The organism is Stenotrophomonas sp. STEN021, assembly GCF_056760175.1.
On the sequence record NZ_JBRREH010000080.1, the window covers coordinates 1 to 23088 of the forward strand.

Genomic DNA, 23088 nt, shown 5'->3' on the forward strand with positions numbered 1-23088 from the left:
CCGCCCCGGCCCCCCCCCCCCCCCCCCCCCCCGCCCCCCCCCCCCCCCCCCCCCCCACTACTGCTTACTGGCGGTCATCCTTGCTGGGCTGGTGGCAGGTATAATCGCCGGTTCATTCGTTTCTGATGCGCCCGGGCGGGCGCCCCTGCCATGTCCGAAGTCGCAACCGAAGCCGCGCGCCGCCGCACCTTCGCCATCATTTCCCACCCTGACGCCGGCAAGACCACGCTGACCGAAAAGCTGTTGCTGTTCGGGGGCGCGATCCAGATGGCCGGCTCGGTCAAGGGCCGCAAGGCTGCCCGCCACGCCACCTCGGACTGGATGGCGCTGGAAAAGGAACGTGGTATCTCGGTCACTTCATCGGTGATGCAGTTCCCGTACGAAGACAAGATCATCAACCTGCTCGACACCCCCGGCCACGCCGATTTCGGCGAAGACACCTACCGCGTGCTCACCGCGGTGGACTCGGCGCTGATGGTGATCGACGTGGCCAAGGGCGTGGAAGAGCGGACCATCAAGCTGATGGAAGTCTGCCGCCTGCGCGACACCCCGATCATGACCTTCATCAACAAGCTCGACCGCGAGGGCAAGGACCCGATCGAGCTGCTGGATGAAGTGGAAACCGTGCTCGGCATCCAGTGCGCACCCGTCACCTGGCCGATCGGCATGGGCCAGCGCCTGAAGGGCGTGGTTCACCTGCTGACCGGCGAAGTGCACCTGTACGAACAGGGGCGCAACTTCACCCGCCAGGATTCGACCATCTTCCCGTCGCTGGACTCCCCCGGCCTTGCCGAGAAGATCGGCGAGAAGATGCTGGCCGACCTGCGCGACGAGCTGGAACTGGTGCAGGGCGCCAGCCACCCGTTCGATGTGGAAGCGTACCTGGCCGGCAAGCAGACACCGGTATTCTTCGGCTCGGGTGTGAACAACTTCGGCGTGCAGCCGCTGTTGGACTTCTTCGTCAAGCACGCTCCGGCACCGCAGGCGCGTGCCACCACCGGCCGCGACATCGCCCCGCAGGAAGACAAGCTGACCGGCTTCGTGTTCAAGATCCAGGCCAACATGGACCCGCAGCACCGCGACCGCGTCGCCTTCATGCGTGTGTGTTCGGGCAAGTTCACCGCCGGCATGAAGACCTTCCACGTGCGCACCGGCAAGGAAATGAAGCTGGCAAACGCGTTGACCTTCATGGCCAGCGACCGCGAGATCGCGGCCGAGGCATGGCCGGGGGACGTGATTGGCATCCACAACCACGGCACCATTTCCATCGGTGACACCTTCACTGAAGGCGAAGCCGTGACCTTCACCGGCATCCCCAACTTCGCCCCGGAACTGTTCCGTCGCGCCCGCCTCAAGGACCCGCTCAAGCTCAAGCAGCTGCAGAAGGGTCTGGCCCAGCTGTCCGAGGAAGGCGCAACCCAGTTCTTCCGCCCGCTGATGAGCAACGATCTCATTCTCGGTGCGGTCGGCGTGCTGCAGTTCGACGTAGCCGCATACCGGCTGAAGGACGAATACGGTGTGGAAGCGGTATTCGAGCCGGTCTCGGTAATCACCGCACGCTGGGTGAGCTGCAGCAATGCAAAGAAGCTGGAGGAGTTCCGCGAGAAGAACGCAAGCAATCTCAGCATCGATGCGGCAGGCCATCTGGTCTACCTGGCCCCGACCCGGGTCAACCTGCAGCTGGCCCAGGAGCGCGCGCCAGACGTGCGCTTCTCCGCCACCCGCGAGGCAGCACACACGGTTTCGGTCGCTTAAGTCCGATGGCGGCGTGCACGCGCCGCCTTTCGGGGTGATGATAGGCAGTTCCGGGCCTCCCCCAGCCCGCGCCTTTTGCCCTCATGACTGCAACTGCTGCATCGATACGCGAAGAAGTCGCCAGCGCCCTCACCCATGGCCTGGGCGCAGTCAGCGCGCTGGCCGCTGGTGCCGTCCTCATCACCCTCGCTGCGATCTATGGCGATGGCTGGCAACTGGCCAGCGCCATTGTGTTTGGCGTGGCGTTGTTGCTGCTGTACACCGCCTCCACCCTTTACCACGCCATCCAGCACCCGGTGGCCAAGGGCCGGCTGAAGATCTTCGACCACTGCGCGATCTACGTCTTGATCGCGGGCACCTACACCCCGTTCACCCTGATCGGCCTGCGCGGCCCCTGGGGCTGGGGACTGTTCACCGCGATCTGGGCATTGGCCGTATTCGGCGTGATCTTCAAGCTGTTCTACACCGGCCGCTTCAAGAAACTCTCCACCGCCATCTACATCGCGATGGGCTGGCTGGTGGTGGTCGCGATCAAGCCGATGTGGAATTCATTGGACGGCTGGACCCTGGGCTGGCTGTTCGCCGGTGGCATCTTCTATACGCTGGGCACGGTGTTCTATCACCGCGAGCAGCTGCCCTATTCACATGCAATCTGGCACCTGTTCGTCATTGCCGGCAGCGTCTGCCACTTCGTTTCGGTGACCGCGCAGATCCTGTAACACCGGCCAGCACGATGCCGGCAAACTGCGCGGGTACTGGAAGCGCGTACCACGGCATCCAGCCTTGGCGCCCGCGGCACCAAGGCTGGCCAACCCCAAAGCCGACCACGCCAGGCTTCCGATTGGAGCGGCGGGTCTCAGCCCGCCTGCAGCAACGACTTACGTGCCGGTGATGTACTGCTGCAACTGGCCGAGTTCACGACGCTGTGCCTCAATCACCGACTTGACCAAGTCGCCAATCGAGATCACACCCACTACTTCAGTGCCATCGAGCACTGGCAAATGACGGATGCGTCGATGTGTCACCAGCTCCAGGCACCGTTCCACCGTCATCGTGGGCGCAACGGTCACCAGCTCGGCGGTCATGATCTCGCGCACCTGCGTGGTAGCCGAAGATCGGTCCATCAGCACGATCTTGCGTGCGTAGTCACGCTCGGAAAGGATGCCGACAAGCGTACGGCCCTCCATCACCAATACCGCGCCGATGCCTTTTTCGGCCATCAGCCGGATCGCCTGCACCACCGCCACATCCGGCGGCACTGCGTGGATCTCAGGGGACTTGGCCCCTAGCAACTGTCGAACGGTCTGCATGGCGTTCTCCTGCGCTGGCGAATGGGGCAGATACTGCCACGTTCCCCGGCTGCCAGGTATCGACCAGATATAAAGGCCGCTGCTTGGCCTCCATGTACAGCCGCCCCAGATATTCACCAATCAGGCCCAGCGCGATCAGCTGCACACCGCCCAGGAACAGGATCACTGCCATCATCGTCGGCCAACCGGCAACCCGGTCGCCATACAAGGCGGCCTTGCCGATCACCCAGATCGCAAAACCAAATGCACCTGCAGCGGTGAACAGCCCCAGGTAGGTCGCCACCCGCAACGGCGCGGTGGAGAAGCTGGTGATGCCTTCCAGCGCGAAGTTCCACAGCTTCCAGAAGCCGAATTTGCTGTTGCCAGCCAAACGCGCCTCGCGCCGATACGGCAGGGCGACGCGGTTATAGCCGACCCAGCCGAACAGTCCTTTCATGAATCGGTGACGCTCACGCAGCTGCCGCAAGCCCGCCAGCGCGCGTGACGAAAGAAGACGGAAATCACCGGTATCGGCTGGAATCGGCGTTTTCGACAAACGCCCCATCACCCGATAGAAGGCCGCCGCGGTGAAACGTTTCAACCAGCCATCGCCGCCGCGTTCCATCCGCGTGCCGTAGACATCGTCATGACCTTGCTGCCATAGCGCTACAAACTGCGGAATCAACTCCGGCGGGTCCTGACCGTCAGCATCAAGCAGAATCACCGCACCTTCTTCAATGAAGTCCAGCCCTGCTGTCAATGCAGCTTCCTTGCCGAAGTTTCGCGACAGCCGCAACGCAGAAACCCGCGGCTCCTGCGCTGCCAGTTGCTGCATCACCGCCCAGGTCGCATCGCTGCTGCCGTCATCGACATACAGAATGCGGCCATCAACATTGCCGGCCAGCGCCCTCAGCTGCGCGCACAAGCGCGGGTGCAACTGCGGCAACGCCTCCTGCTCGTTGAAAGCGGTGATCAGCAGCGTCAGGCGTTCTGGCGTATTCATGGGCAAAGTCTAACAACAGCCATGAGATCAATTGCCGTCATCGACATAGTCTGCCCCGCCCAGCTGGCGCGCCTGCCGTTGGATCCAGGCTGCACGGCGCTGCACATACGGCCCGGGCTTGGCCGCGTTGTAACGTCGCGGCGCCGGCAACACCGCGGCCAACCTTGCACTCTCCGCAGGACTCAGACGCGACGCGTCCTTGCCCCAGTAAGCACGCGACGCCGCCTGCACGCCGTAAATACCATCGCCGAATTCCGCCACATTGGCGTACATCTCGATGATCCGCTGCTTCGGCCACAGCGCTTCGATCAACACCGTGTACCAGACCTCCAGGCCTTTGCGCAGCCAGCTGCGGCCCTGCCACAGAAACACGTTCTTGGCTGTCTGCTGGCTGATCGTACTGGCGCCGCGCAGGCGTCCGCCGCGCTCGTTGTGCTTGCGCGCCTTCTCGATGGCCTGCAGGTCGAAACCGTTATGCTCTGGGAAACGCTGATCCTCGGCCGCTACCAACGATATCGGCACGCTGCGCGCCATCTGGTCCAGATCACGCCATTGGTAGCGGATGCGGAACTTCCAGTCCCCCTGCGCCAGCGCCTCCATCTGCCGGAACACCATCACCGTGGAGAACGGCGGGTCGACAAAGCGCAGTACCAGCACCTGCACGACGCTGAACACGACGAACAGCACCGGCACCCACAGCAAGCGCCGCAACCAGCGCTTCCGGCGCCCGGTTTTCGTCCCTGCCCCCTGCTCCACCTTGAGCTCGGCCTGCTCCGCCCCCATTGATATCCACCTTGCAAAACCTTTTGTCCGGCGCATTATCCGGCACCGGCCCCACCTCGCGTAGACCCAGCCCCATGACCGACACCTCCGACCTGCTTGTCCGCTTCCTCCTGCCCGCTGCCGGTGTGCGCGGCGTCCATGTACGGCTGGGCCAGAGCTGGCGCGAAATCCTGTCCCATGGCGACTATCCGGCCGCCGCCACGCGCCTGCTCGGCGAAGCCAGCGTGGCCTCGGCACTGTTTACCGGCCACACCAAGGTAGATGGCCGACTGTCCATTCAGCTGCGCAGCAGCACTGCTCTGCGCGCATTGTTCAGCGAATGCACCTCGGCTGGCACCCTGCGTGGCATCGTCCAGCTGAACGATGGCGAAGACGCTCCGACCACGCTGAAGGCATTGGGCGAGGACGCCCTGCTCGCCATCACCATCGAGAACCCGGGCCTGGATCCGCGCGAACCGCAGCGCTACCAGAGCCTGGTTGGCCTGACCGGCGACAACCTGGACGAGGCCTTCGAGGACTATTTCCGCCACTCCGAGCAGCTGCCGACCCGCCTGTTGCTGGCCAGCGACGGCGAGCATGCCGCTGGCCTGCTGCTGCAGAAACTGCCGGGCGACGAAGGCGACGAGGATGGCTGGGTCCGCGCTGGCGCGCTGTTCGACACCCTTGGCCGCGACGAGCTGCTGGCATTGCCGGGCAGCGAGCTGCTACACCGCCTTTTCCACGAGGAGAACCCCGAGCTGGTCGGTGACAAGGCCCTGAGCTTTGGCTGCTCCTGCTCGCGCGAACGGGTCAGCTCCATGCTGCAGTCGCTGGGCGAGGAGGAAGCCCGCGCCGCCGCCGAGCCCACCGGGCAGGTAGAAGTACGCTGCGAGTTCTGCGGCCAGGAATATCACTTCCCATTAGCAGAATTCGGCGTATTGTTCAGTTCCACACCGGCCAACCAGCCAGCTCCCGAGCGGCTGCAATAACGGTCCAACGAGTTACGTTCTGGGGAGGGCGAAGACTTGTTAAGAAACCATAAACCGCATAGGATCGAGAACTCACGCGCCGGGAACTTCCTGGCGCCAACGGGGTCTTACTGAGTCCATGAACGCCTTACTCCGCCTACCGCTTGCCCTGATGATCGCCCTCGGCGTGGTCACGGGCGTGCATGCGCAGAGCAAGCCGCGCGCTGCGGACAGCACCGTGTTGCCGGTCTGGAACCGCGGTAGCGGCAAGGTCGAAGCCCTGCTCTACCTTGAACCCACCGGCACCCAGAACGTTGGCGCACGCTGGAACTTTGGGCGCAGCTCACTGGATGCGGCCTTTGGCCTGTCTTCTGGCGATTCGCTTGGCTTGCTCTGCAACGGCAGCGGCGGCAGCAGTATTGGCGGCCTGGCCAGCCATTGCATGCTCGCCAGCCTGGGCGATGACGATGACAGCAATGGTCGTCATATTTCGGCCACCACCGCGTTCAACCGCCCCGGCGGGCGCCTCGGCATCACCGCTGGCACCGGCCGCGACACGCTGCCGGCATGGTTGTCGAACGGCGGCAAGGCCGGCGCAGCGCGGGTCGAACAGAACGACCTGACCGTATTCGGACAGAAGAACATCGGCCGCGAAGGCTTCGTCTCCATCGGCGGGACCTACGCCAAAGCACGCCTGGTGCCGTTGACCGACGCAGCTCCGGCCGTTGCCGACCAGTGGGACAGCAAGAGCCTGAGCGTTGGCGGTGGCTATGGCGCCTTCAGCGCCAATGTGATCGGCCGCGTCGTCGACGCGCCCGGCCACAGCGGCAAATGGGAAGGCCTGGGTCTGGGCATCACCTGGCGCACCCCATGGAGCGGACAGCTCACCGTCGGCGCCGAAAACGTGATCACCCGCGGCAAAAACCCATTCTCGCCACGTAACGAAAGCAATGACGACGGGGCAATCCCGTACGTCCGTTACGAACAGGACCTGTAAAACCCTCTTTGGTTATCCCCATGAAAACGCCCCGCCTGCCGGGGCGTTTTGCGTTGCAGCATCCAGCAGACGCAAGCCCGTTTCACTGTCTTTGCTGAATTGGAGCCAATTCCACAACTTCATTAACCAATCTTTAATTTATTTGCAGTGGCAAGTACTATCGGTCTCAAGCCCATGGTTTTGGATCCGCCTTTCGGGTCCACCAGCGGCCTTCGTAGCTATACCAAGTCCACTTGGCAGAGAGAGAGAACCAATGATTTGCAAGACCAACAAACTGCGCGATGCAGTTGTGCTTGCGCTTGTCGCAAGCGCCGGCACCACCGGCGTTGTATACGCCCAGGATGCGGACAAGGGCGCAACCAATCTGGATCGCATCCAGGTCACTGGCTCGCGCATTCGCTCGGTTGACGCGGAAACCTCGCAGCCGGTTCTGACCCTGACCCGCGAAGCCATCCAGCAGACCGGTCGCACCAGCGTTGCTGACGTGCTGCAGCAGATCGCCACCAACGGCGCTGCCATCAACACCCAGTTCAACAACGGTGGCGATGGTTCCTCCGGCGTCGACCTGCGCAACCTCGGCTCCTCGCGCACCCTGGTGCTGGTCAATGGCCGCCGCTGGGTCTCGGCCCTGGACGGCAGCGTCGATCTGAACACCATCCCGTCGGCCATGGTCGAGCGCATCGAAATCCTGAAGGATGGCGCTTCCTCGATCTACGGCTCGGACGCCATCGCCGGCGTGGTCAACATCATCACCCGCGACGATTTCACCGGCGGTGAAGCCCATGTGTATCGCGGCCAGTTCAGCAAGGGCGACGGCCAGCGCGAAGGCTACGACCTGACCCTGGGCACCAGCAGTGACCGCGGCAACCTGGTGTTCGGCGCCAGCTACGTCAAGGAAAAGGCCGTGATGGCCGGCGCACGCAAGATCTCGCACGATCCGGTGTACGGCCTGGGTTCGAGCCAGTACAGCGGCCAGACCGCTGACGGCGGCATCTGGGACCTGACCATCGATGGCAAGCCGACCGACGATTACGCTGCATGGTCCGCGATCGCTGGCGATGAAGATCCGGATGTTGCCGAGCGTGCAAGCTACGACCGCTGGGTGGTCAACAAGGGCGCCGATGGCCGCAACCTTGCCAACTACCACGCCTACGGCAACGCGGACAAGTACAACTACGCTGCCGACAACTACCTGCGCACTCCGCAGGAGCGCAAGTCGATCTACATCCAGGGCCGTTACGACCTGACCGATTCGATCGCACTGCGTACCGACGCACTGTACAACCAGCGTAATTCCGCCCAGCAGCTGGCCGGCTTCCCGCTCAGCGCCGGCAGCTACATGGACGGCTCCCTGGGTCTGTCCAAGGACAGCTACTACAACCCGACCAAGGGCACTGCCGACGCACGCAACCTGAACTGGAACCGCCGCCTGGTCGAACAGGAGCGTTTCTATGAGCAGGACGTCAAGACCCTGCATTGGTATGGCGGCCTGGAAGGTTCGTTCCAGTTTGCCGACCGCTACTTCAACTGGGACGCTGGCCTGAGCTACAACTCCAACGACCAGATCGACACCCAGGTCGGCGACGTCAACATGGCCAACCTGTACCAGGCCACCGGTGCGTCCTTCATGGATGTCGACGGCGTGGTCAAGTGCGGCAGCCCGGGGGCGGTGATCGAGGGCTGCGTGCCGTTCAATCCGCTTTCCAGCGCAGGCAGCATGCCGAAGGAAATGCTGGACTACATCCTGTTCACCGCCAAGGACAAGTTCCAGAACAAGAGCAAGAGCTTCACCGCCAACCTGGCCGGCGACATCGTCGAACTGCCGGGCGGCATGATGGGCTTCGCAGCGGGTTACGAGCACCGCAAGGAATCCGGCTACGACCTGCCGGACGCCTTCGTCTCGGCCGGCATGAGCTCGGGCAACGCGCGTCAGCCGACCAGCGGCGACTACAGCCTGGACGACCTGTACCTGGAACTGGCCATTCCGCTGCTGAAGGACCTGCCAGGTGCTGAAGTGCTGGAGTTCAGCGTGGCAACGCGCTACTCCGACTACAGCAACTTCGGCAACACCCTCAACAGCAAGTTCGGCTTCAAGTGGAAGCCGTACTCTGACCTGCTGGTCCGTGGTAACTGGGCTGAAGGTTTCCGTGCACCGTCGATCTCCAACATGTTCGGCGGCGGCGCGGCTTCATACGAAGGCTACGGTGACCCCTGCTCCAGCGACAGCCCGTACATCGGCAATGCCGCCGTGGCCCAGCGCTGCGCTGCAGCCGGCATCCCTGCCAGCTACACCCAGCGTGAAGCCTATGGCGACCAGACCGCGTGGCCGTTCGACTGGGTCTCCAACAAGGACCTGACCCCGGAGACCTCGACCTCCAAGACCTTGGGCTTCGTGTTCAGCCCGAGCTTCCTGAAGGGCTTCGACGTGTCGCTGGACTGGTGGCAGATCAACATCAAGAACGTGATCAGCCGTCCGCAGGTCACCTACATGCTTGACCAGTGCTATGTGGAAGGCAACCAGAGCTGGTGCAACATCGTCAACGATGGCCTGACCCGCAACGCGCTGGGCCAGATCACCTACCTGAAGATGGGTCTGGCCAACCTGGGCGAGACGGAAGTGGAAGGTTTCGACCTGACCATGCGTTACTCGCTGCCGGACACCAGCATCGGCGCCTTCTCGTTCGTGTGGGACAGCACCTACATGTCGTCCTACCGCACCAAGGCAACTCCGGATGCTGAATGGGATCCCTCGGACGTTGGCACCTACGTCAAGGACACCCCGACCTGGCGTATCCGTTCCAACCTGACCGCAAACTGGACGTACGGCGACTTCGGCCTGACCTGGACCACGCGTTACTTCTCCAGCCTGGTCGAGAACTGCAAGTACCCGTCGGTTGCCGCACTGTGCAGCGATCCGGGCCGCGTCACCGCTTCCGGCAAGGACCCGCAGAACAAGCTGGCTGCGACCACCTATCACGACCTGCAGGCACGCTACAACGTGCCGTGGAATGCAACCGTGTCGGTGGGCGTGAACAACGTGTTCGCGAAGGAACCGCCGGTGGCTACGCAGGCGTTCGCCAACAACTTCGACTACCAGTACGACACCCCGGGGCGCTACTACTACATGGAGTACCGTCAGCGCTTCTGATCGTAGTCTGATCGGTTGAAACAGAACGGCCCGGGCTTCCCGGGCCGTTTTCTTTCATGTGTTGCGATGGTCCGGCACTGCCTCGACCCGATACCGGCGCGCCCACTCGTTCCCTGCCCATCTCCCGATCCGGCACTCAGCATGGATCTCGGATCCGCGCCGGCCTGGGCTGCGGCAACAACAAGCTCACTCGAGACCGTCGTTGCCTGTGGCGAGGCGCCTTGCCGCAAAAGAAAAGGCCGCATCGCTGCGGCCCCGCCTGCTCATGCGCAGTCGATCGAGTCACCCATTCGGAATCAAGGTCTCGATCACATGCTCGACATAGGCTTCAAAGTCCTCGCGGGCCTGCTTGGGCTGCTGCAACTGCAGTGACAGCTGCAGGAAGCCGACATACGCCGCATAGGCCAGCCGCGCGCGATGGCGTGCGTCGGTGGAACTGAGCCCGGCCTGGCGGAACGAAGCGATCAGGTACTCCATGCGCCGCTGCGAGACGCGGTCGATGACCGGACGCACCATCGGGTTGTCCAGGGCCTTCAGCAGTTCGCTGTAGATCACATGCGGGGTGACTTCATGGGCGACCAGCTGGAACAGCGCGCGCAGCCGCGTACGCGGATCAGGCACCTCTTCCAGGCTGCCAAAAACCTGCTGCTGCTCGACAACTTCCCAGCGCTCCAGGGCCGCTTGCAACAGCGCGTCACGCGAGGGGAAATGCCAATAGAAACTGCCCTTGGTCACGCCGAGGCGACGCGCCAGCGGCTCCACCGCAACGGCACCTACACCCTGTTCAGCGATCAAGTCCAAGGCTGCTTGCGCCCAGTCATCCGCGCTCAGGCGGCTGTTCCGCGTGCTGCGGGACTCGGTGCTGGAAACTGAAGAATCGTTCATGGGCAGATTTAACCATACGGCGGGGACTGGTTGCAGTATGTAGACAACAAAAACACGGACAATCTGGCAAATAAATGATCAGCCCAAGCCTTCTCATCGCTCCCGGCCAGCACTTCCATACCCATAGGTATTGACAGCGATTCAGACCATTCCATACCATCAGGTATGGTTACGCCAACTCCAACATCCGTCTCCCCTGAAGACATCCGCCTGGAAGGCGCGCATGGCGCTGGCCTTGGTGCGACCAGAGCCAGCGGAAAACAGCCCGGCATCCTGTTCGCACATGGCTTTGGCCAGACCCGTGGCGCATGGACTGCAACTGCCCAAGCGCTCAACGCCGAAGGCCACGCCACGCTCAGCTATGACGCGCGCGGCCATGGCGATTCGGACTGGAATACCAGCGACCTGCCCTATCACGGCGACCAGTTCACCGATGACCTGATCGTGGTCGCCGGCGAGCTGCCGCGTCCACCGGTGCTGGTTGCCGCCTCGATGGGCGGCCTGTTCGGCCTGATGGCCGAAGCGCGCTGGCCGGGCCTGTTCTCGGCGATGGTGCTGGTGGACATCACCCCGCGCTGGGAAACCAGCGGCGTGGAGCGCATTCTTGCCTTCATGAGCGCGCACCCGGACGGATTCGCTTCGCTGCAGGCCGCCGCCGATACCATCTCCGCCTATATGCCGCACCGCCCGCGCAAGAGCGAAGATTCGCTGCGTGCGCTGCTGCGCCCGGGCAAGGATGGCCGCTGGAACTGGCATTGGGACCCGCGCCTGGTCAACGAACTGGCGCGCGACAGCGAGCAGCATCAAGGCGTTATCGCAGACGCAGCAAGGCAGGTGCAGTGCCCGCTGCTGCTGGTAAGCGGTGGTCGCAGCGACCTGGTCTCGCCACAGACCGTTGAAGAATTCATGGCGCTGGTGCCACACGCACAGCATGTCCACCTGCCCCACGCCACCCACATGGTGGCCGGCGATGACAACAATGCGTTTACCGCCGCTGTGTTGAACTACCTGGACGCACTGCCTTCCGCAGCGTCCGCCCGAACCGAGCACGTTACCGGAGCACGTCCATGAGCATCGTCGTACCTTTCCTGGCCCTGCTGCTAGCAGGCGCCTTTGTTGCCTACCACCGCATGCGGCTCGTCGTCTGGACGATCATCAGCGTTGCAGCCCTGGCCATCTGCTGGTTCGCCGGCGTCAACCAGACCGCGATCATCGTCGCCGCCGCCATCGTCGCGCTGATCTGCGTGCCGGTGTTGCTGCCATTCCTGCGCAAGCCGCTGATCACCGCACCGTTCATGGGTGTGTTCCGCAAGGTGCTGCCGCCGCTGTCCAAGACCGAGCGCATCGCGCTGGAAACCGGCTCGGTCGGTTTTGAAGGCGAGCTGTTCACCGGCGACCCGGACTGGAACATCCTGCTCAACTACCCCAAGCCGCAGCTCACCGCCGAAGAACAGGCCTTCATGGATGGCCCGGTGGAAGAGCTCTGCAAGATGGTCAATGACTTCGAGATCACCCACGTCCACGCCGACCTGCCGCCGGAGCTGTGGGAGTTCATCAAGAAGAACAAGTTCTTCGGCATGATCATCCCGAAGGAATACGGCGGTCTGGGCTTCAGCGCACTGGCCCACCACAAGGTGATCCAGAAGCTGGCCTCGGTGTCGAGCGTGGTCAGCTCCACCGTTGGCGTGCCCAACTCGCTGGGCCCGGGTGAACTGCTCAACCATTACGGCACGCAGGAGCAGAAGGATTACTACCTGCCGCGCCTTGCCATCGGCCAGGAAGTGCCGTGCTTCGGCCTGACCGGCCCGTTCGCAGGCTCCGACGCCACCTCGATTCCCGACTTCGGCATCGTCTGCAAGGGCATGTGGAAGGGCGAGGAAGTGCTGGGCCTGAAGCTCACCTTCGACAAGCGCTACATTACCCTGGCCCCGGTCGCGACCCTGATCGGCATGGCCTTCCGCATGTACGACCCGGACGGCCTGCTCGGCGACACCAAGGACATCGGCATCACCCTGGCACTGCTGCCGCGTGACACCGATGGCGTGGAGATCGGCCGCCGCCACTTCCCGCTGAACTCCACCTTCCAGAACGGCCCGATCCGCGGCAAGGACGTGTTCATCCCGCTGACCCAGCTGATCGGCGGCGCCGAGAAGCGCGGCCTGGGCTGGAACATGCTCAACGAGTGCCTGGCCGTTGGCCGCTCCATCACCCTGCCCTCCACCGCGTCCGGCGGTGCCAAGGCCGGCGCGGTGGTGACCGGTGCCTATGCACGCATCCGCAAGCAGTTCGGCCTGTCGGTCGGCCGCTTCGAAGGCGTGGAAGAAGCGCTGGCCCGCATCGGCGGCAAGGCCTACAAGATCAGTGCGCTGTCGCAGGCCACCGCTGCCGCGGTTGACCGTGGCGACGTGCCGTCGGTGCCGTCGGCGATCGCCAAGTACCACTGCACCAACATGAGCCGCGAAGTCATTTCCGACGTGATGGACGTGATCGGCGGCAAGGGCATCATCCTCGGGCCGCGCAACTTCGCCGGCCGCAGCTGGCAGGCCGCACCGATCGCCATCACGGTGGAAGGTGCCAACATCATGACCCGCTCACTGCTGATCTTCGGCCAGGGTGCCATCCTCTGCCACCCGTGGGTGCTGAAGGAAATGAAGGCCGCGCAGGATGAAGACCGCAAGGCCGGCCTGCGTGAATTCGACCAGGCGCTGTTCGGCCACGTCCGTTTCGGTATCTCCAACGCCGTGCGTTCGCTGTGGTTCGGCCTGACCGGTGCGCGCTTCGGTGCCGCCCCGGGCGACGCCTACACCCGCCGCTACTTCCGCAAGCTCGACCGCTATTCGGCCAACCTGGCACTGATGGCCGACATCTCGATGATGACCCTGGGCGGCAAGCTCAAGTTCAAGGAATCGCTGTCTGGTCGCCTGGGCGATGTGCTCAGCCACATCTACATGACCAGCGCCATGCTCAAGCGCTACCACGACGAAGGCGCACCGAGCGCTGACCAGCCGCTGCTGGCCTGGGCCTTCCATGACAGCGTGCACAAGATCGAGGAATCGCTGTCGGCTGCGCTGCGCAACTTCCCGATCCGTCCGATCGGCTGGCTGATGTGGGCACTGATCTTCCCGTTCGGCCGTCGCGCCGAAGCTCCGGGCGATCGTCTGAGCCGCCGCGTTGCCGCCACCTTGATGGCTCCGGGTGAAGCGCGTGACCGTCTGGCCCAGGGCGTGTTCCTGACCCCGTGCGAGAACAATCCGGGTGGCCGCATCAACAGCTACCTGTCCAAGGCGATCATGGCCGAGCCGGTCGAGCGCAAGTTCATCAAGGCGCTGAAGACCAAGGGCATCGAAGCGCTGACCTTCGCCACCCAGCTCGACGAAGCCGTGGCCGAGGGCGTGATCACCCAGGACGAGCGCAAGCTGCTGGAAGAACTGCGCGAGATCACCATGGACACCATCACCGTGGATGACTTCGAGCCGCACGAACTGCGTTCGGCCGGTTACTACGACCTGCCGGGCAAGCAGCGCCCGCAGCCGCAGCAGGCCGCGTAAGCCAAGCCACATGCAATACCGACGGCGGGCCTTGTGCCCGCCGTTTTCATATCAGGAATCCACCTCATGACCGCTCCACTGCTTTCGCTATACCGCCGTTTCACCCGCTGGCCTGCCGGCAACTGGCTGTTCTCGCGTGCGGTGTGCTTCAAGGCGCCCTACTTCGCCAGCATCTCGCCGCTGATCACCGTGCTGGAACCGAGCCGCTGCGTGGGTGTGATCCGCCAGCGCCGCCGCATCAGCAACCACATCGGCACCGTGCATGCGATCGCCATGTGCAACCTGGCCGAACTGGTCGGCGGCGTCATGGTCGATGCCAGCCTGCCGGCCGACATGCGCTGGATCCCCAAGGGCATGGAAGTGAAGTACCAGGCCAAGGCGCTGGGCGTACTGACAGCGGTAGCGACGCCGGAATCACCCATCGTCAGTGCAACCGCAGGCTACGACCTGCCAGTGCTCGTACGGGTGACCGATGGCACGGGTGTCGAGGTCTTCCAGGCCCGCATAGCGATGTGGGTATCACCCAAAAAAACCTGACCCAATGTAGTGCCGAGCCATGCTCGGCAGAGGCTGTACACGGGTAAGGCCCCTGCCGAGCATGGCTCGGCACTACGGGTGATGATCTATCGGCAATTCCCCTGCCGAGCATGGCTCGGCACTACAGCGCGCGTAGCAGCAGCGCCACGATTGCCGGTACGGCCTGCACATAGAAGATGCGCGGGCTGACGCTGTAAGCGCCATACCCGCCGGCCACCACCACGCAGACCAGCGCGAACGTCACCAGCACCGGCTGCGCCAGTACCAGCCCGGCGATGATGCCTCCCGCAAGAAAACCGTTGTACAGCCCCTGGTTCGCCGCCAGCACGCGCGTGGCCTGTGCTTTCTCCGGCGTATTGCGGAAGGTCTTCAAGCCCTGTGGTTTGGTCCACAGGAACATTTCCAACACCAGGAAATACACGTGCAACGCGGCTACCAGCAGCGTCACCACCATCGCACTCACGCCCAATACGCTCATCGCAATCCCCTCCTCGCAGCACAGCGGCCACCCGCCGCAGGGATTCACTCAACGATCCTGCGGCAGCTTCTTCTCTTCGCGCAGGACGCCCAGCGCTGACAGTGTCATCAGCACCGCCACCGCCACTCCGCCAACAAACACCGCCTGCGAGCCAAGCAACGACAACCCCTTGTGCACCCAGGCAAAGGTCAGATCACCACCGCGGTAAACCACGGTATCGATGGCCGCACCAGCCTTGTAGCGCCATTGCCGGTCCACCCGCGTGTAGATCGTCTCGCGCGCCGGCTTGCCCAGCGAGAACTCACTGGCGCGTGTCAGCACCTGGATCACCGCGACCATCACCGGCAACGGTGAGGCTGCTGCTATCGAAAAACCGATGATGATCGCAACACCCGGGATCAACAGCGCCGGCGCCACGCCATAACGCGACAGCAGCCAGCGCGTCAGGCCCAGCTGGATCAGCAGGGTCAGCGCATTCACCGCCAGGTCGATACGCGAGTAGAACGCGGTACTGGCCGCAGGATCGGTGATCATGCGCCGTACGATAGCGGCCTGCTCGTTGTACAGCATGGTCCCCACGCCCACCCCGAACAGCACCATCAACGCCAGCCAGCGCAGCAGCGGCTCGCGTGCAATCAGCTTCAGGCCATCGAACACGCTGCCGCCCATCGGCTGCTCGCCATCAGCCAGTTGCTGCTCGCGTTCGCGCTGCACCGCCCATGGCCGCAACTTCCAGATACAGAACAAGCAGATCGACAGGAAGCCGGCCGAGACCAGCATCAGGTTGGCGATGCCCACGCGCTGCACCAGCGAACTGGTGATGATCGGCCCGAGGAAGGCACCCACCGTGCCGGCTGCGCCGATATAGCCGTAGAACGCGCGCGCCTGCACGTTGGAGAACACGTCGGCCATGAAGCTCCAGAACACCGCCACCGCGAACAGGTTGAATACCGTCGTCCAGAAGAAGAACGCCGCTCCCCGCCCTGGCACGCCCGCATTGAACATCATGTAGAACACGAACAACGTAACGATGAAGAAGCCATAGACCAGCGGCAGGAACACCCGCCGCGGATAGCGGCTGACCAGCCAGCCATATAGCGGCTGCAGCACCAGCATGATCACGAACACGCAGGAGAACAGGAACTGCAGGGTGAAATCCTTCAGCGGCATGCCATGGCCGGCAAACCAGGCAATCAGCGCTGGTGGGAACAGCGCCTCCATGTCCGCCGAGGCCGCCATCGCCTCGCGCACCGGGCGCAGCACGTAGTAGCCGCTGAGCAGGCAGAAGAAATACAGGAACGACCACCACAGCGGCGGCGAGCCACGCAGGGCCTGCAGCAGCCGCGACAGCGGAGCGGCCGTGCTGGCAGCAGTCATGCGGCACCCCGGAGCAACGGGCGGCAAGCGGACGGCAACATCGAGGAACTCCGGGGGGCGGCAGAGCGGGTACGTTATCTAATGCACTGCAACATCGCCAGTGCGACAGGGCTTACTCCTGCACAACGCGCCGTTCTATCCTGAGTGACTGGGGATGGAGAAGGCTGTGAAGGAATTCGACTACATCATCGTCGGCGCCGGCTCGGCCGGCTGCGTGTTGGCCAACCGGCTCAGCGCCGATCCGCAGCGGCGGGTATTGCTGGTCGAGGCCGGGCCACGCGACTGGAATCCCCTCATCCACATGCCGGCGGGCATCGCTCGGCTGGTCAACAATCGCCTGGTCAACTGGAGCTACGACACCGAACCGGAGCCGGCCTTGGGCAACCGCCGGCTGTGGTGGCCGCGCGGCAAGGTGCTCGGCGGCTCCAGCTCGATCAATGCCATGTGCTATGTGCGTGGCGTGCCGGGCGACTACGACCGCTGGGCAGCGGCCGGCGCCAGCGGTTGGAACTGGGACAGCGTGCTGCCATGGTTCCGCCACAGCGAAGGCAATGCGCGTGGTGCCGATGCCCTGCACGGTGCCGATGGCCCGCTGCAGGTGGCCGACCTGCGCCACGTCAATCCGCTCAGCCACGCCTTCGTTGAAGCTGGGCAACAGGCAGGCCATGCACCCAACAACGACTTCAACGGTCCTCGCCACGAAGGTGTCGGCCTCTATCAGGTAACACAGAAGGATGGCGCGCGTTGCTCCTCAGCGGTCGCCTATCTCGCGCCAGTGCGTTCGCGCGCCAATCTGCAGGTGATCACCGGCGCGCTGGTGGAACGCCTGCAGATCGACGCAGGCCGCGTTACTGGCCTGCACCTGCGCGTGGGCGACCAACGTCAGCAATACCACGCGGCCGCGGAAGTACTGCTCAGCGCCGGTGCGATCAACTCCCCACAGCTGCTGATGCTGTCCGGCATCGGCCCGGCCGATGCGCTGCGCGCGCAGGGCATCGGCGTGCAGCTGGACCAACCCGGCGTTGGTGCCAACCTGCAGGACCATCTGGACATCTGCACGCTGTACCGCTGCGTGCCCGGTGTCAGCTACGACCGCGCCAGCGAGATCATGATCGGCTTGAACTACTTCCTGCGCGGCCACCAGGGCGCCGGCACCAGCAATGTGGCCGAAGCCGGTGGCTTCGTTCGTTCGCGCTTCGCGCCGGACGAACGTGCCGACATCCAGTTCCATTTCGTCCCGGCGATGCTGGACAACCACGGCCGCAATCGTTTGCCCGGCGACGGTTACACCCTGCACGCCTGCTACCTGCATCCGCGCAGCCGCGGTCGCATCGGTCTGGCCAGCGCCGATCCGGCCGAACCGGCGCATATCCGGGCCAACTACCTGAGCGATGCCGAAGGCTTTGATCTGAAGATGATGATCGAGGCAGCGCGCCTGAGTCGCGACATCCTGCAGCAGCCGGCATTTGCACCGTGGCGCAAGGCGCCGTTGCTCCCGGCTGATGAGCATCTGGACGACGCTGGGCTGGAAGCCTTCATCCGCGCCAAGGCCGAGACCATCTACCACCCCATCGGTACCTGTCGCATGGGCAACGATGATGCGGCCGTGGTCGATCCGCAGCTGCGGGTGCGCGGCATCGACGGATTGCGGGTGATCGATGCCTCGGTGATGCCGACCCTGGTCAGCGGCAATACCAATGCGCCGACCATCATGATTGCGGAGCGGGCGGCGGGGTTGATGTTGGGGTGATGCCCAATGGTGGTTGCCAGAGAGAAACAAGCAAAGGCAAAAGCCCCCCAACCCGCCCGCCCCCAGGCACCGCCTCCGGTCGTTCATCACGCCGCCTGCCAGTGGCGGACAAACGGCATTCTTCACCCCCTTCGCCTCTGGCGAAAGGGAGGAAGCCAAACTGCTCACGCCACCTGCAGCATCGCTGGCAAGGGGCAATGCAAGGTGGCGCAAATGGTACGCAGCAACTCAGCCTCGGCCACGTTGACGCGCTGGTTGTGGCTCACCGTTGCGGTCACCGCTTCCACCAGCAGTTGCTTGGCCAACGGGTCCATCGAGTCCAATGGCGCCCATACGGCATCCAACGCCAGCACACCGTTCTCCGGCGGCGCATATGGCAGATGATCCTGCGGCAGGATGCGCTGCAGGCCGGCCAGGTAGGCGCGACGTGCAGCCGCTTCGTCGCCGGGGTTGCCGGCGCGCGCCACCACCGACAACAAGATGGCGAACTCGCGCTGTACGCCGGTGGCTTTGCGACGGCCGAAATGCAGGTGACGCGATGGATCCAAGACCGCCTGCACCTGTACCAGCAACAAGCGCGACAGGCAGTATTCGAACAATGAGATGCGCCCGTCCGCATGGGCAAGGGCATCAACGCAGCGCATGAAGGCAGCCAACTGCGGCCTCGGCAAGCTGCGCAGGGTCGGGAACGCCAAGGCCGCCAACGGCAGCCGCAATGCCGGGTGCAGGTCGCTCAGTGAGCCAGCCGCGATGGTCGACACGCTGCTGGCCATCGGCTCCCCCAGTTGCTCGCTCACTGCCGCATGCTGACGCGTGGCAACCGCGGCATCGGCATCCAGCAACATCGCCAACAACAGCGGCTGCGCCGCGCCCCGATCTCCAGCCAACGCACGCAATGGCATTGGCAGGCTGCCAGCAAGCCGCACTGCCTGCTGGTAATCATCATCGGCCGGCGCCGCCACCTGTGCAGCCACCAGCGCCGGATCGACGGACAACTGCTGCATGCCAGGCAACGGCGGCAACACGGCATCCACGCTGTGCGCATCGCGCCCCACCAGACCCAAGGCGCGATCTTCGGCCAATCCATCGGGCGGCGCACTGAACCAGCTGCCACGCAGCGTCTGCAGCTGCTCGGCACGGAAAGATGGTTCCAGGCGCTGGATGCGTTCAACCAGCGGCGGATGGGTAGCAAACCAGCTGGACAATCGCAGGCCTTCGCCAAACAGCATATGGCTGACCTCCTCGGCACCGGCGCGGTCGGCCAGGTGCGAGCCGTCGTCGAGCCCGCCGATCTTCTTCAAGGCACCCGCCAGACCCTGCGTCTGGCGGGTGAACTGTACCGCCGAGGCATCGGCCAGAATTTCGCGCTGGCGCGATACGGCTGCCTTGATCAGCCGCCCGAACAACACGCCGATGCTGCCGATGGCGATGCCAGCCAGGCCGATCAGCATCAATACGAACACCGGCCCGACACTGCGGCCGAAGCGCACGCGGCTGCCGCCGCCCATATGCAGCAACACGCGCTTGCCGATCACACTGAGCATCAAGATGCCGAACAGCACGCCCATCAGGCGGATGTTCAAGCGCATGTCGCCGTTGAGGATATGGCTGAATTCGTGCGCGATGACACCTTGCAGCTCATCGCGGTTGAGCCGCTGCAAGCTGCCGCGGGTAACCGCGATGGCCGCATCGGCAGGCGAATAGCCGGCAGCGAATGCATTGATGCCTGCTTCCTGCTCCAGCACGTACAGGCGCGGCATCGGCACGCCGGAAGCAATGGCAATCTCTTCCACCACATTGCGCAGCCGCCGCAAGGCCGGATCGCGGGTATCGGCGGGCACTTCGCTGCCGCCCATCTGCACGGCCACCACCTCGCCGCCCCCGCGTAGCGAGCTGATCCGGTACAGCGAGGCCAGGCCGATCACCGCCAGCGTCAGCACACTGCCCCACAGCACGCCGCGCATGCTGCCGGTGCCAACCCACACCAGCACATCCACCATCAGCACGATCGCCAGCACTGCCAATGCAAACAGCAGCACCAGCCGCCCGGAGTTACGCCGCGCCTGGGCCTGGTGTTCGAAGAAATTCATCCCGCGCCCCGGTTACGCCTGCGCCCGTTTCAGAACTGCACCTTGGGTGCCTCGCGTACCTGCTCGCGCTTCTCCAGCGGAATATCCAGCAGCGCGGCCGTGGCGAAATTGAACATGTCAGCGAATACATTGGCCGGAAAGGTCTCGCGCCGATTGTTGTAAGCCATCACCGCATCGTTGTACGCCTGCCGTGCGAAGGCGACCTTGTTCTCGGTACTGGAGAGCTCCTCGCTGAGCTGCATCATGTTCTGGTTGGCCTTCAGCTCCGGGTAGGCCTCGGCCACCGCCATCAACCTGCCCAGCACGCCATTCAACTGCCCTTGCGAGGCAGCCAGCTGCGCCATCGCCGCCGGGTCGCCCGGATCGGCCTTGGCCGCGGCCAAACCTGACTGCGCCGCACTGCGCGCAGCGATCACGGCTTCCAGGGTCTGCCGCTCATGGCTCATATAGGCCTTGGCGGTCTCCACCAGGTTCGGAATCAGGTCAAAACGCCGCTGCAGCTGCACGTCGATCTGCGCAAACGCATTCTTATAGGCGTTACGTGACCGCACCAGCCCGTTATAGATCCCTACACCCACCGCCACAACTGCGACAACCACCACAAGAAAGACCAGCAATATCAACGCGATGCCCATTCATTCTCTCCCCGTTTGTGCAATGGTGAAAAGCGGCGCTAGAATCGCCCACAGCAGTAGCTTACAGGCACCGATCACGATGAAAGACACGAGCAAGCGCCGGCACATTCGCCCGGTGGCATCGGGATTGCTGGGGGTGTTGATGCCCTTCGCATTGTCGTCTACCGCGCAGACTCCCACCCACACCAGCCTGCCCGCCGAAGCATCGGCTGCCACGGCGTTGCCGGTGAACCTGGAGAACGCGCCGAACCAATCACCGACGCAGCCGATGCCATACCGCACCGCGCTGCGCCCGGACCAGGTGCAACCGCTGCCGGCCGATTTCAATGTCGCCGCCATCGAGTCACTGGCCGAACAACTGACCTACGGCAACCGCGTTCCAGGCATGGCCATGGCCATCGTCCAGAACGGCCGCGTGCTGTCGGCACGTGGCTATGGCGTTACCGATATCAGCAACCCGCAGGAAGTGGACGCACATACGGTGTTCCGTCTGGCATCACTGTCCAAGGCCTTTGCCGGCACCATGGCCGGCCTGCTGGTCAACGACGGCACCCTGCGCTGGGACAGCAAGGTTACCGACTATGTGCCCGGCTTCCGCCTGTCCACACCCGAAGCAACCGACAAACTGACCGTGGCCGATGTACTCAGCCAACGCGTCGGCCTGACCAGCAATGCCTATGACCGCGACGTCGAGGCCAATGCCGACTATTACTCGCTGACCCAGAAGCTGGCCACCGCGCCGCTCAAGTGCGCACCGGGTGAATGCTATTCCTACCAGAACGTTGCCTTCAGTCTGGTCGGCGATGTCGTGTTTGCGGCCTCGGGCAGCTTCTACGAGCAGGCCGTTGAAAAGCGCATCCTCAAGCCGCTGGGCATGAACGATGCCAGCCTCGGCCTGGCCGGCATCCAGGCCAGCTCGCGCTGGGCGCGCCCGCACGTGCGCAGCCGCAACGGCTGGGTGTCGCTGACGCCCAAGCCCACCTACTATCGCGTCGCACCTGCTGCTGGCGTCAATGCCAGTGCCAGCGACATGGCGCAGTGGCTGCTGGCCCACACCGGCCACCGTCCGGACGTATTGCCGGCACCGTTGCTTGCAACGCTGCATGCGCCCTTGGTGAATACTCCTGGCGAAATGCGTTCGGGCTGGCGCCACCAGCGCCTGGACTCGGCTGGCTACGCACTGGGTTGGCGGGTATTCGATTATTCCGGTCACCAGGTGGTCTTCCATGCCGGTGCGGTGCAGGGCTATCGCGGCCTGGTCGCACTGCTGCCGGAACGTGACCTTGGCATCGCCATCATGTGGAACGGCGAAAGCAGCCTGCCCAGCGGCATGATGCCAACCATCCTCGATCGCGCCATCGGCCTGCCGGCGCAGCGCTGGCTGGACGTGGACACCGACTTTGGCAGCGACAACCTGATGGCCGAGGATGCCGCTCCGGCACGCGGCGGCAAGAAGGGCGCCTCGTCCGATCGCGCGGTGGCATCGCCGCGCTGAGCTGCCTGGCGGTTTCCAGCAGCACCCGAAAGGCGGCCGATGGCCGCCTTTTTCTTTGCTCGGCAGAGGCATTCACCAGCAAACCAACACCACCGGCATAGCCTTTTGCGGGCGCGGCGCCCCCCGCGAAGCTGGTGGTGCTTGAACACCTCGGGGCAGTCCGCTTGCATGGAACCAAAATCGAAGGAACCAGATCTTCCAAGAGAACGCAGAGCCCGCCTGGTCGGATACTGGGTCGGGGTGGCGGGGGGCGCCCCGCGCCCCCCCCCCCCCCCCCCCCCCCCCCCCCCCCCCCCCCCCCCCCCCCCCCCCCCCCCCCCCCCCCCCCCCCCCCCCCCCCCCCCCCCCCCCCCCCCCCCCCCCCCCCCCCC

Annotated in this window: 18 protein-coding genes; 10 read left to right on the plus strand and 8 right to left on the minus strand. The window is 64.2% G+C overall.

The annotated features are described in order from the left end of the window. Positions 1–150 precede the first annotated feature (150 nt). A complete protein-coding gene (locus ACVOL0_RS15795) occupies positions 151–1755 on the plus strand; it encodes a peptide chain release factor 3 (RefSeq protein ID WP_481549888.1) in 1605 nt (534 codons plus the stop codon). Positions 1756–1838: 83 nt separating this feature from the next. Beyond that, positions 1839–2474 carry a PAQR family membrane homeostasis protein TrhA gene (gene trhA, locus ACVOL0_RS15800; protein WP_481549889.1) on the plus strand — a complete coding sequence of 212 codons (636 nt, stop codon included), beginning with the start codon at positions 1839–1841 and terminating at the stop codon, positions 2472–2474. 159 nt (positions 2475–2633) lie between these two features. Here the strand turns inward: trhA and ACVOL0_RS15805 are convergent, their stop codons facing one another. From ACVOL0_RS15805 to mtgA, 3 genes are read right to left on the minus strand one after another with little or no spacing between them, the layout of a single operon-like run. Further along, positions 2634–3065 carry a CBS domain-containing protein gene (locus ACVOL0_RS15805; protein WP_481549890.1) on the minus strand — a complete coding sequence of 144 codons (432 nt, stop codon included), beginning with the start codon at positions 3063–3065 and terminating at the stop codon, positions 2634–2636. After that, positions 3025–4047 (minus strand): glycosyltransferase family 2 protein, encoded by a 1023-nt coding sequence (locus tag ACVOL0_RS15810; protein WP_481549891.1) that lies wholly within the window; start codon positions 4045–4047, stop codon positions 3025–3027. The genes ACVOL0_RS15805 and ACVOL0_RS15810 overlap by 41 nt, the downstream gene beginning before the upstream one ends. Before the next feature lie 27 nt (positions 4048–4074). Continuing rightward, positions 4075–4830, minus strand: coding sequence for a monofunctional biosynthetic peptidoglycan transglycosylase (gene mtgA, locus ACVOL0_RS15815; protein WP_481549892.1), 756 nt, complete (start codon positions 4828–4830; stop codon positions 4075–4077). 74 nt (positions 4831–4904) lie between these two features. Here mtgA and hslO point away from each other — a divergent pair, with 74 nt between their 5' ends. From hslO to ACVOL0_RS15830, 3 genes are all read left to right on the plus strand, one after another. Beyond that, a complete protein-coding gene (gene hslO, locus ACVOL0_RS15820; RefSeq protein WP_481536781.1) occupies positions 4905–5798 on the plus strand; it encodes an Hsp33 family molecular chaperone HslO in 894 nt (297 codons plus the stop codon). A 151-nt stretch (positions 5799–5949) separates the two neighbouring features. Then, positions 5950–6774, plus strand: coding sequence for an XOO1806 family protein (locus tag ACVOL0_RS15825; protein WP_481549903.1), 825 nt, complete (start codon positions 5950–5952; stop codon positions 6772–6774). A 253-nt stretch (positions 6775–7027) separates the two neighbouring features. Beyond that, on the plus strand, positions 7028–9922 hold the full coding sequence (locus tag ACVOL0_RS15830; protein ID WP_481549893.1) for a TonB-dependent receptor: 2895 nt from the start codon (positions 7028–7030) through the stop codon (positions 9920–9922). 282 nt (positions 9923–10204) lie between these two features. Here the strand turns inward: ACVOL0_RS15830 and ACVOL0_RS15835 are convergent, their stop codons facing one another. Beyond that, the gene (locus ACVOL0_RS15835) at positions 10205–10807 is read right to left on the minus strand and encodes a TetR/AcrR family transcriptional regulator (protein ID WP_303747121.1); all 603 of its coding nucleotides are present in this window, start codon (positions 10805–10807) and stop codon (positions 10205–10207) included. A 165-nt stretch (positions 10808–10972) separates the two neighbouring features. Between ACVOL0_RS15835 and ACVOL0_RS15840 the strand changes: the two genes are divergently transcribed. The 3 genes from ACVOL0_RS15840 (at position 10973) to ACVOL0_RS15850 (ending at position 14892) form a co-directional block, all read left to right on the plus strand. Beyond that, the gene (locus tag ACVOL0_RS15840) at positions 10973–11878 is read left to right on the plus strand and encodes an alpha/beta fold hydrolase (RefSeq protein WP_481549894.1); all 906 of its coding nucleotides are present in this window, start codon (positions 10973–10975) and stop codon (positions 11876–11878) included. Further along, the gene (locus ACVOL0_RS15845) at positions 11875–14355 is read left to right on the plus strand and encodes an acyl-CoA dehydrogenase (protein ID WP_481549895.1); all 2481 of its coding nucleotides are present in this window, start codon (positions 11875–11877) and stop codon (positions 14353–14355) included. Before ACVOL0_RS15840 ends, ACVOL0_RS15845 begins: the two co-directional genes overlap by 4 nt. Positions 14356–14421: 66 nt before the next feature. Further along, the gene (locus ACVOL0_RS15850; protein WP_481549896.1) at positions 14422–14892 is read left to right on the plus strand and encodes a hotdog fold domain-containing protein; all 471 of its coding nucleotides are present in this window, start codon (positions 14422–14424) and stop codon (positions 14890–14892) included. A 121-nt stretch (positions 14893–15013) separates the two neighbouring features. Here ACVOL0_RS15850 and ACVOL0_RS15855 read toward each other — a convergent pair whose 3' ends face one another. Next, entirely contained in the window at positions 15014–15370 is a 357-nt protein-coding gene (locus ACVOL0_RS15855) for a DUF1304 domain-containing protein (RefSeq protein WP_481549897.1), read from the minus strand. Positions 15371–15418: 48 nt separating this feature from the next. Beyond that, complete coding sequence (locus ACVOL0_RS15860; protein ID WP_481549898.1) at positions 15419–16747, minus strand: NTP/NDP exchange transporter; 1329 nt, start codon at positions 16745–16747, stop codon at positions 15419–15421. A gap of 166 nt (positions 16748–16913) precedes the next feature. Between ACVOL0_RS15860 and ACVOL0_RS15865 the strand changes: the two genes are divergently transcribed. Continuing rightward, a complete protein-coding gene (locus ACVOL0_RS15865; RefSeq protein WP_481549899.1) occupies positions 16914–18497 on the plus strand; it encodes a GMC family oxidoreductase in 1584 nt (527 codons plus the stop codon). Positions 18498–18661: 164 nt separating this feature from the next. Here ACVOL0_RS15865 and ACVOL0_RS15870 read toward each other — a convergent pair whose 3' ends face one another. After that, complete coding sequence (locus ACVOL0_RS15870) at positions 18662–20587, minus strand: M48 family metallopeptidase (RefSeq protein ID WP_481549900.1); 1926 nt, start codon at positions 20585–20587, stop codon at positions 18662–18664. 29 nt (positions 20588–20616) lie between these two features. Then, positions 20617–21222 (minus strand): LemA family protein, encoded by a 606-nt coding sequence (locus ACVOL0_RS15875; RefSeq protein WP_481549901.1) that lies wholly within the window; start codon positions 21220–21222, stop codon positions 20617–20619. 79 nt (positions 21223–21301) lie between these two features. On the opposite strand from ACVOL0_RS15875, the gene ACVOL0_RS15880 reads away from it, so the two are divergent. Then, the gene (locus ACVOL0_RS15880; RefSeq protein WP_481549902.1) at positions 21302–22717 is read left to right on the plus strand and encodes a serine hydrolase domain-containing protein; all 1416 of its coding nucleotides are present in this window, start codon (positions 21302–21304) and stop codon (positions 22715–22717) included. The last annotated feature ends 371 nt before the right edge of the window (positions 22718–23088 follow it).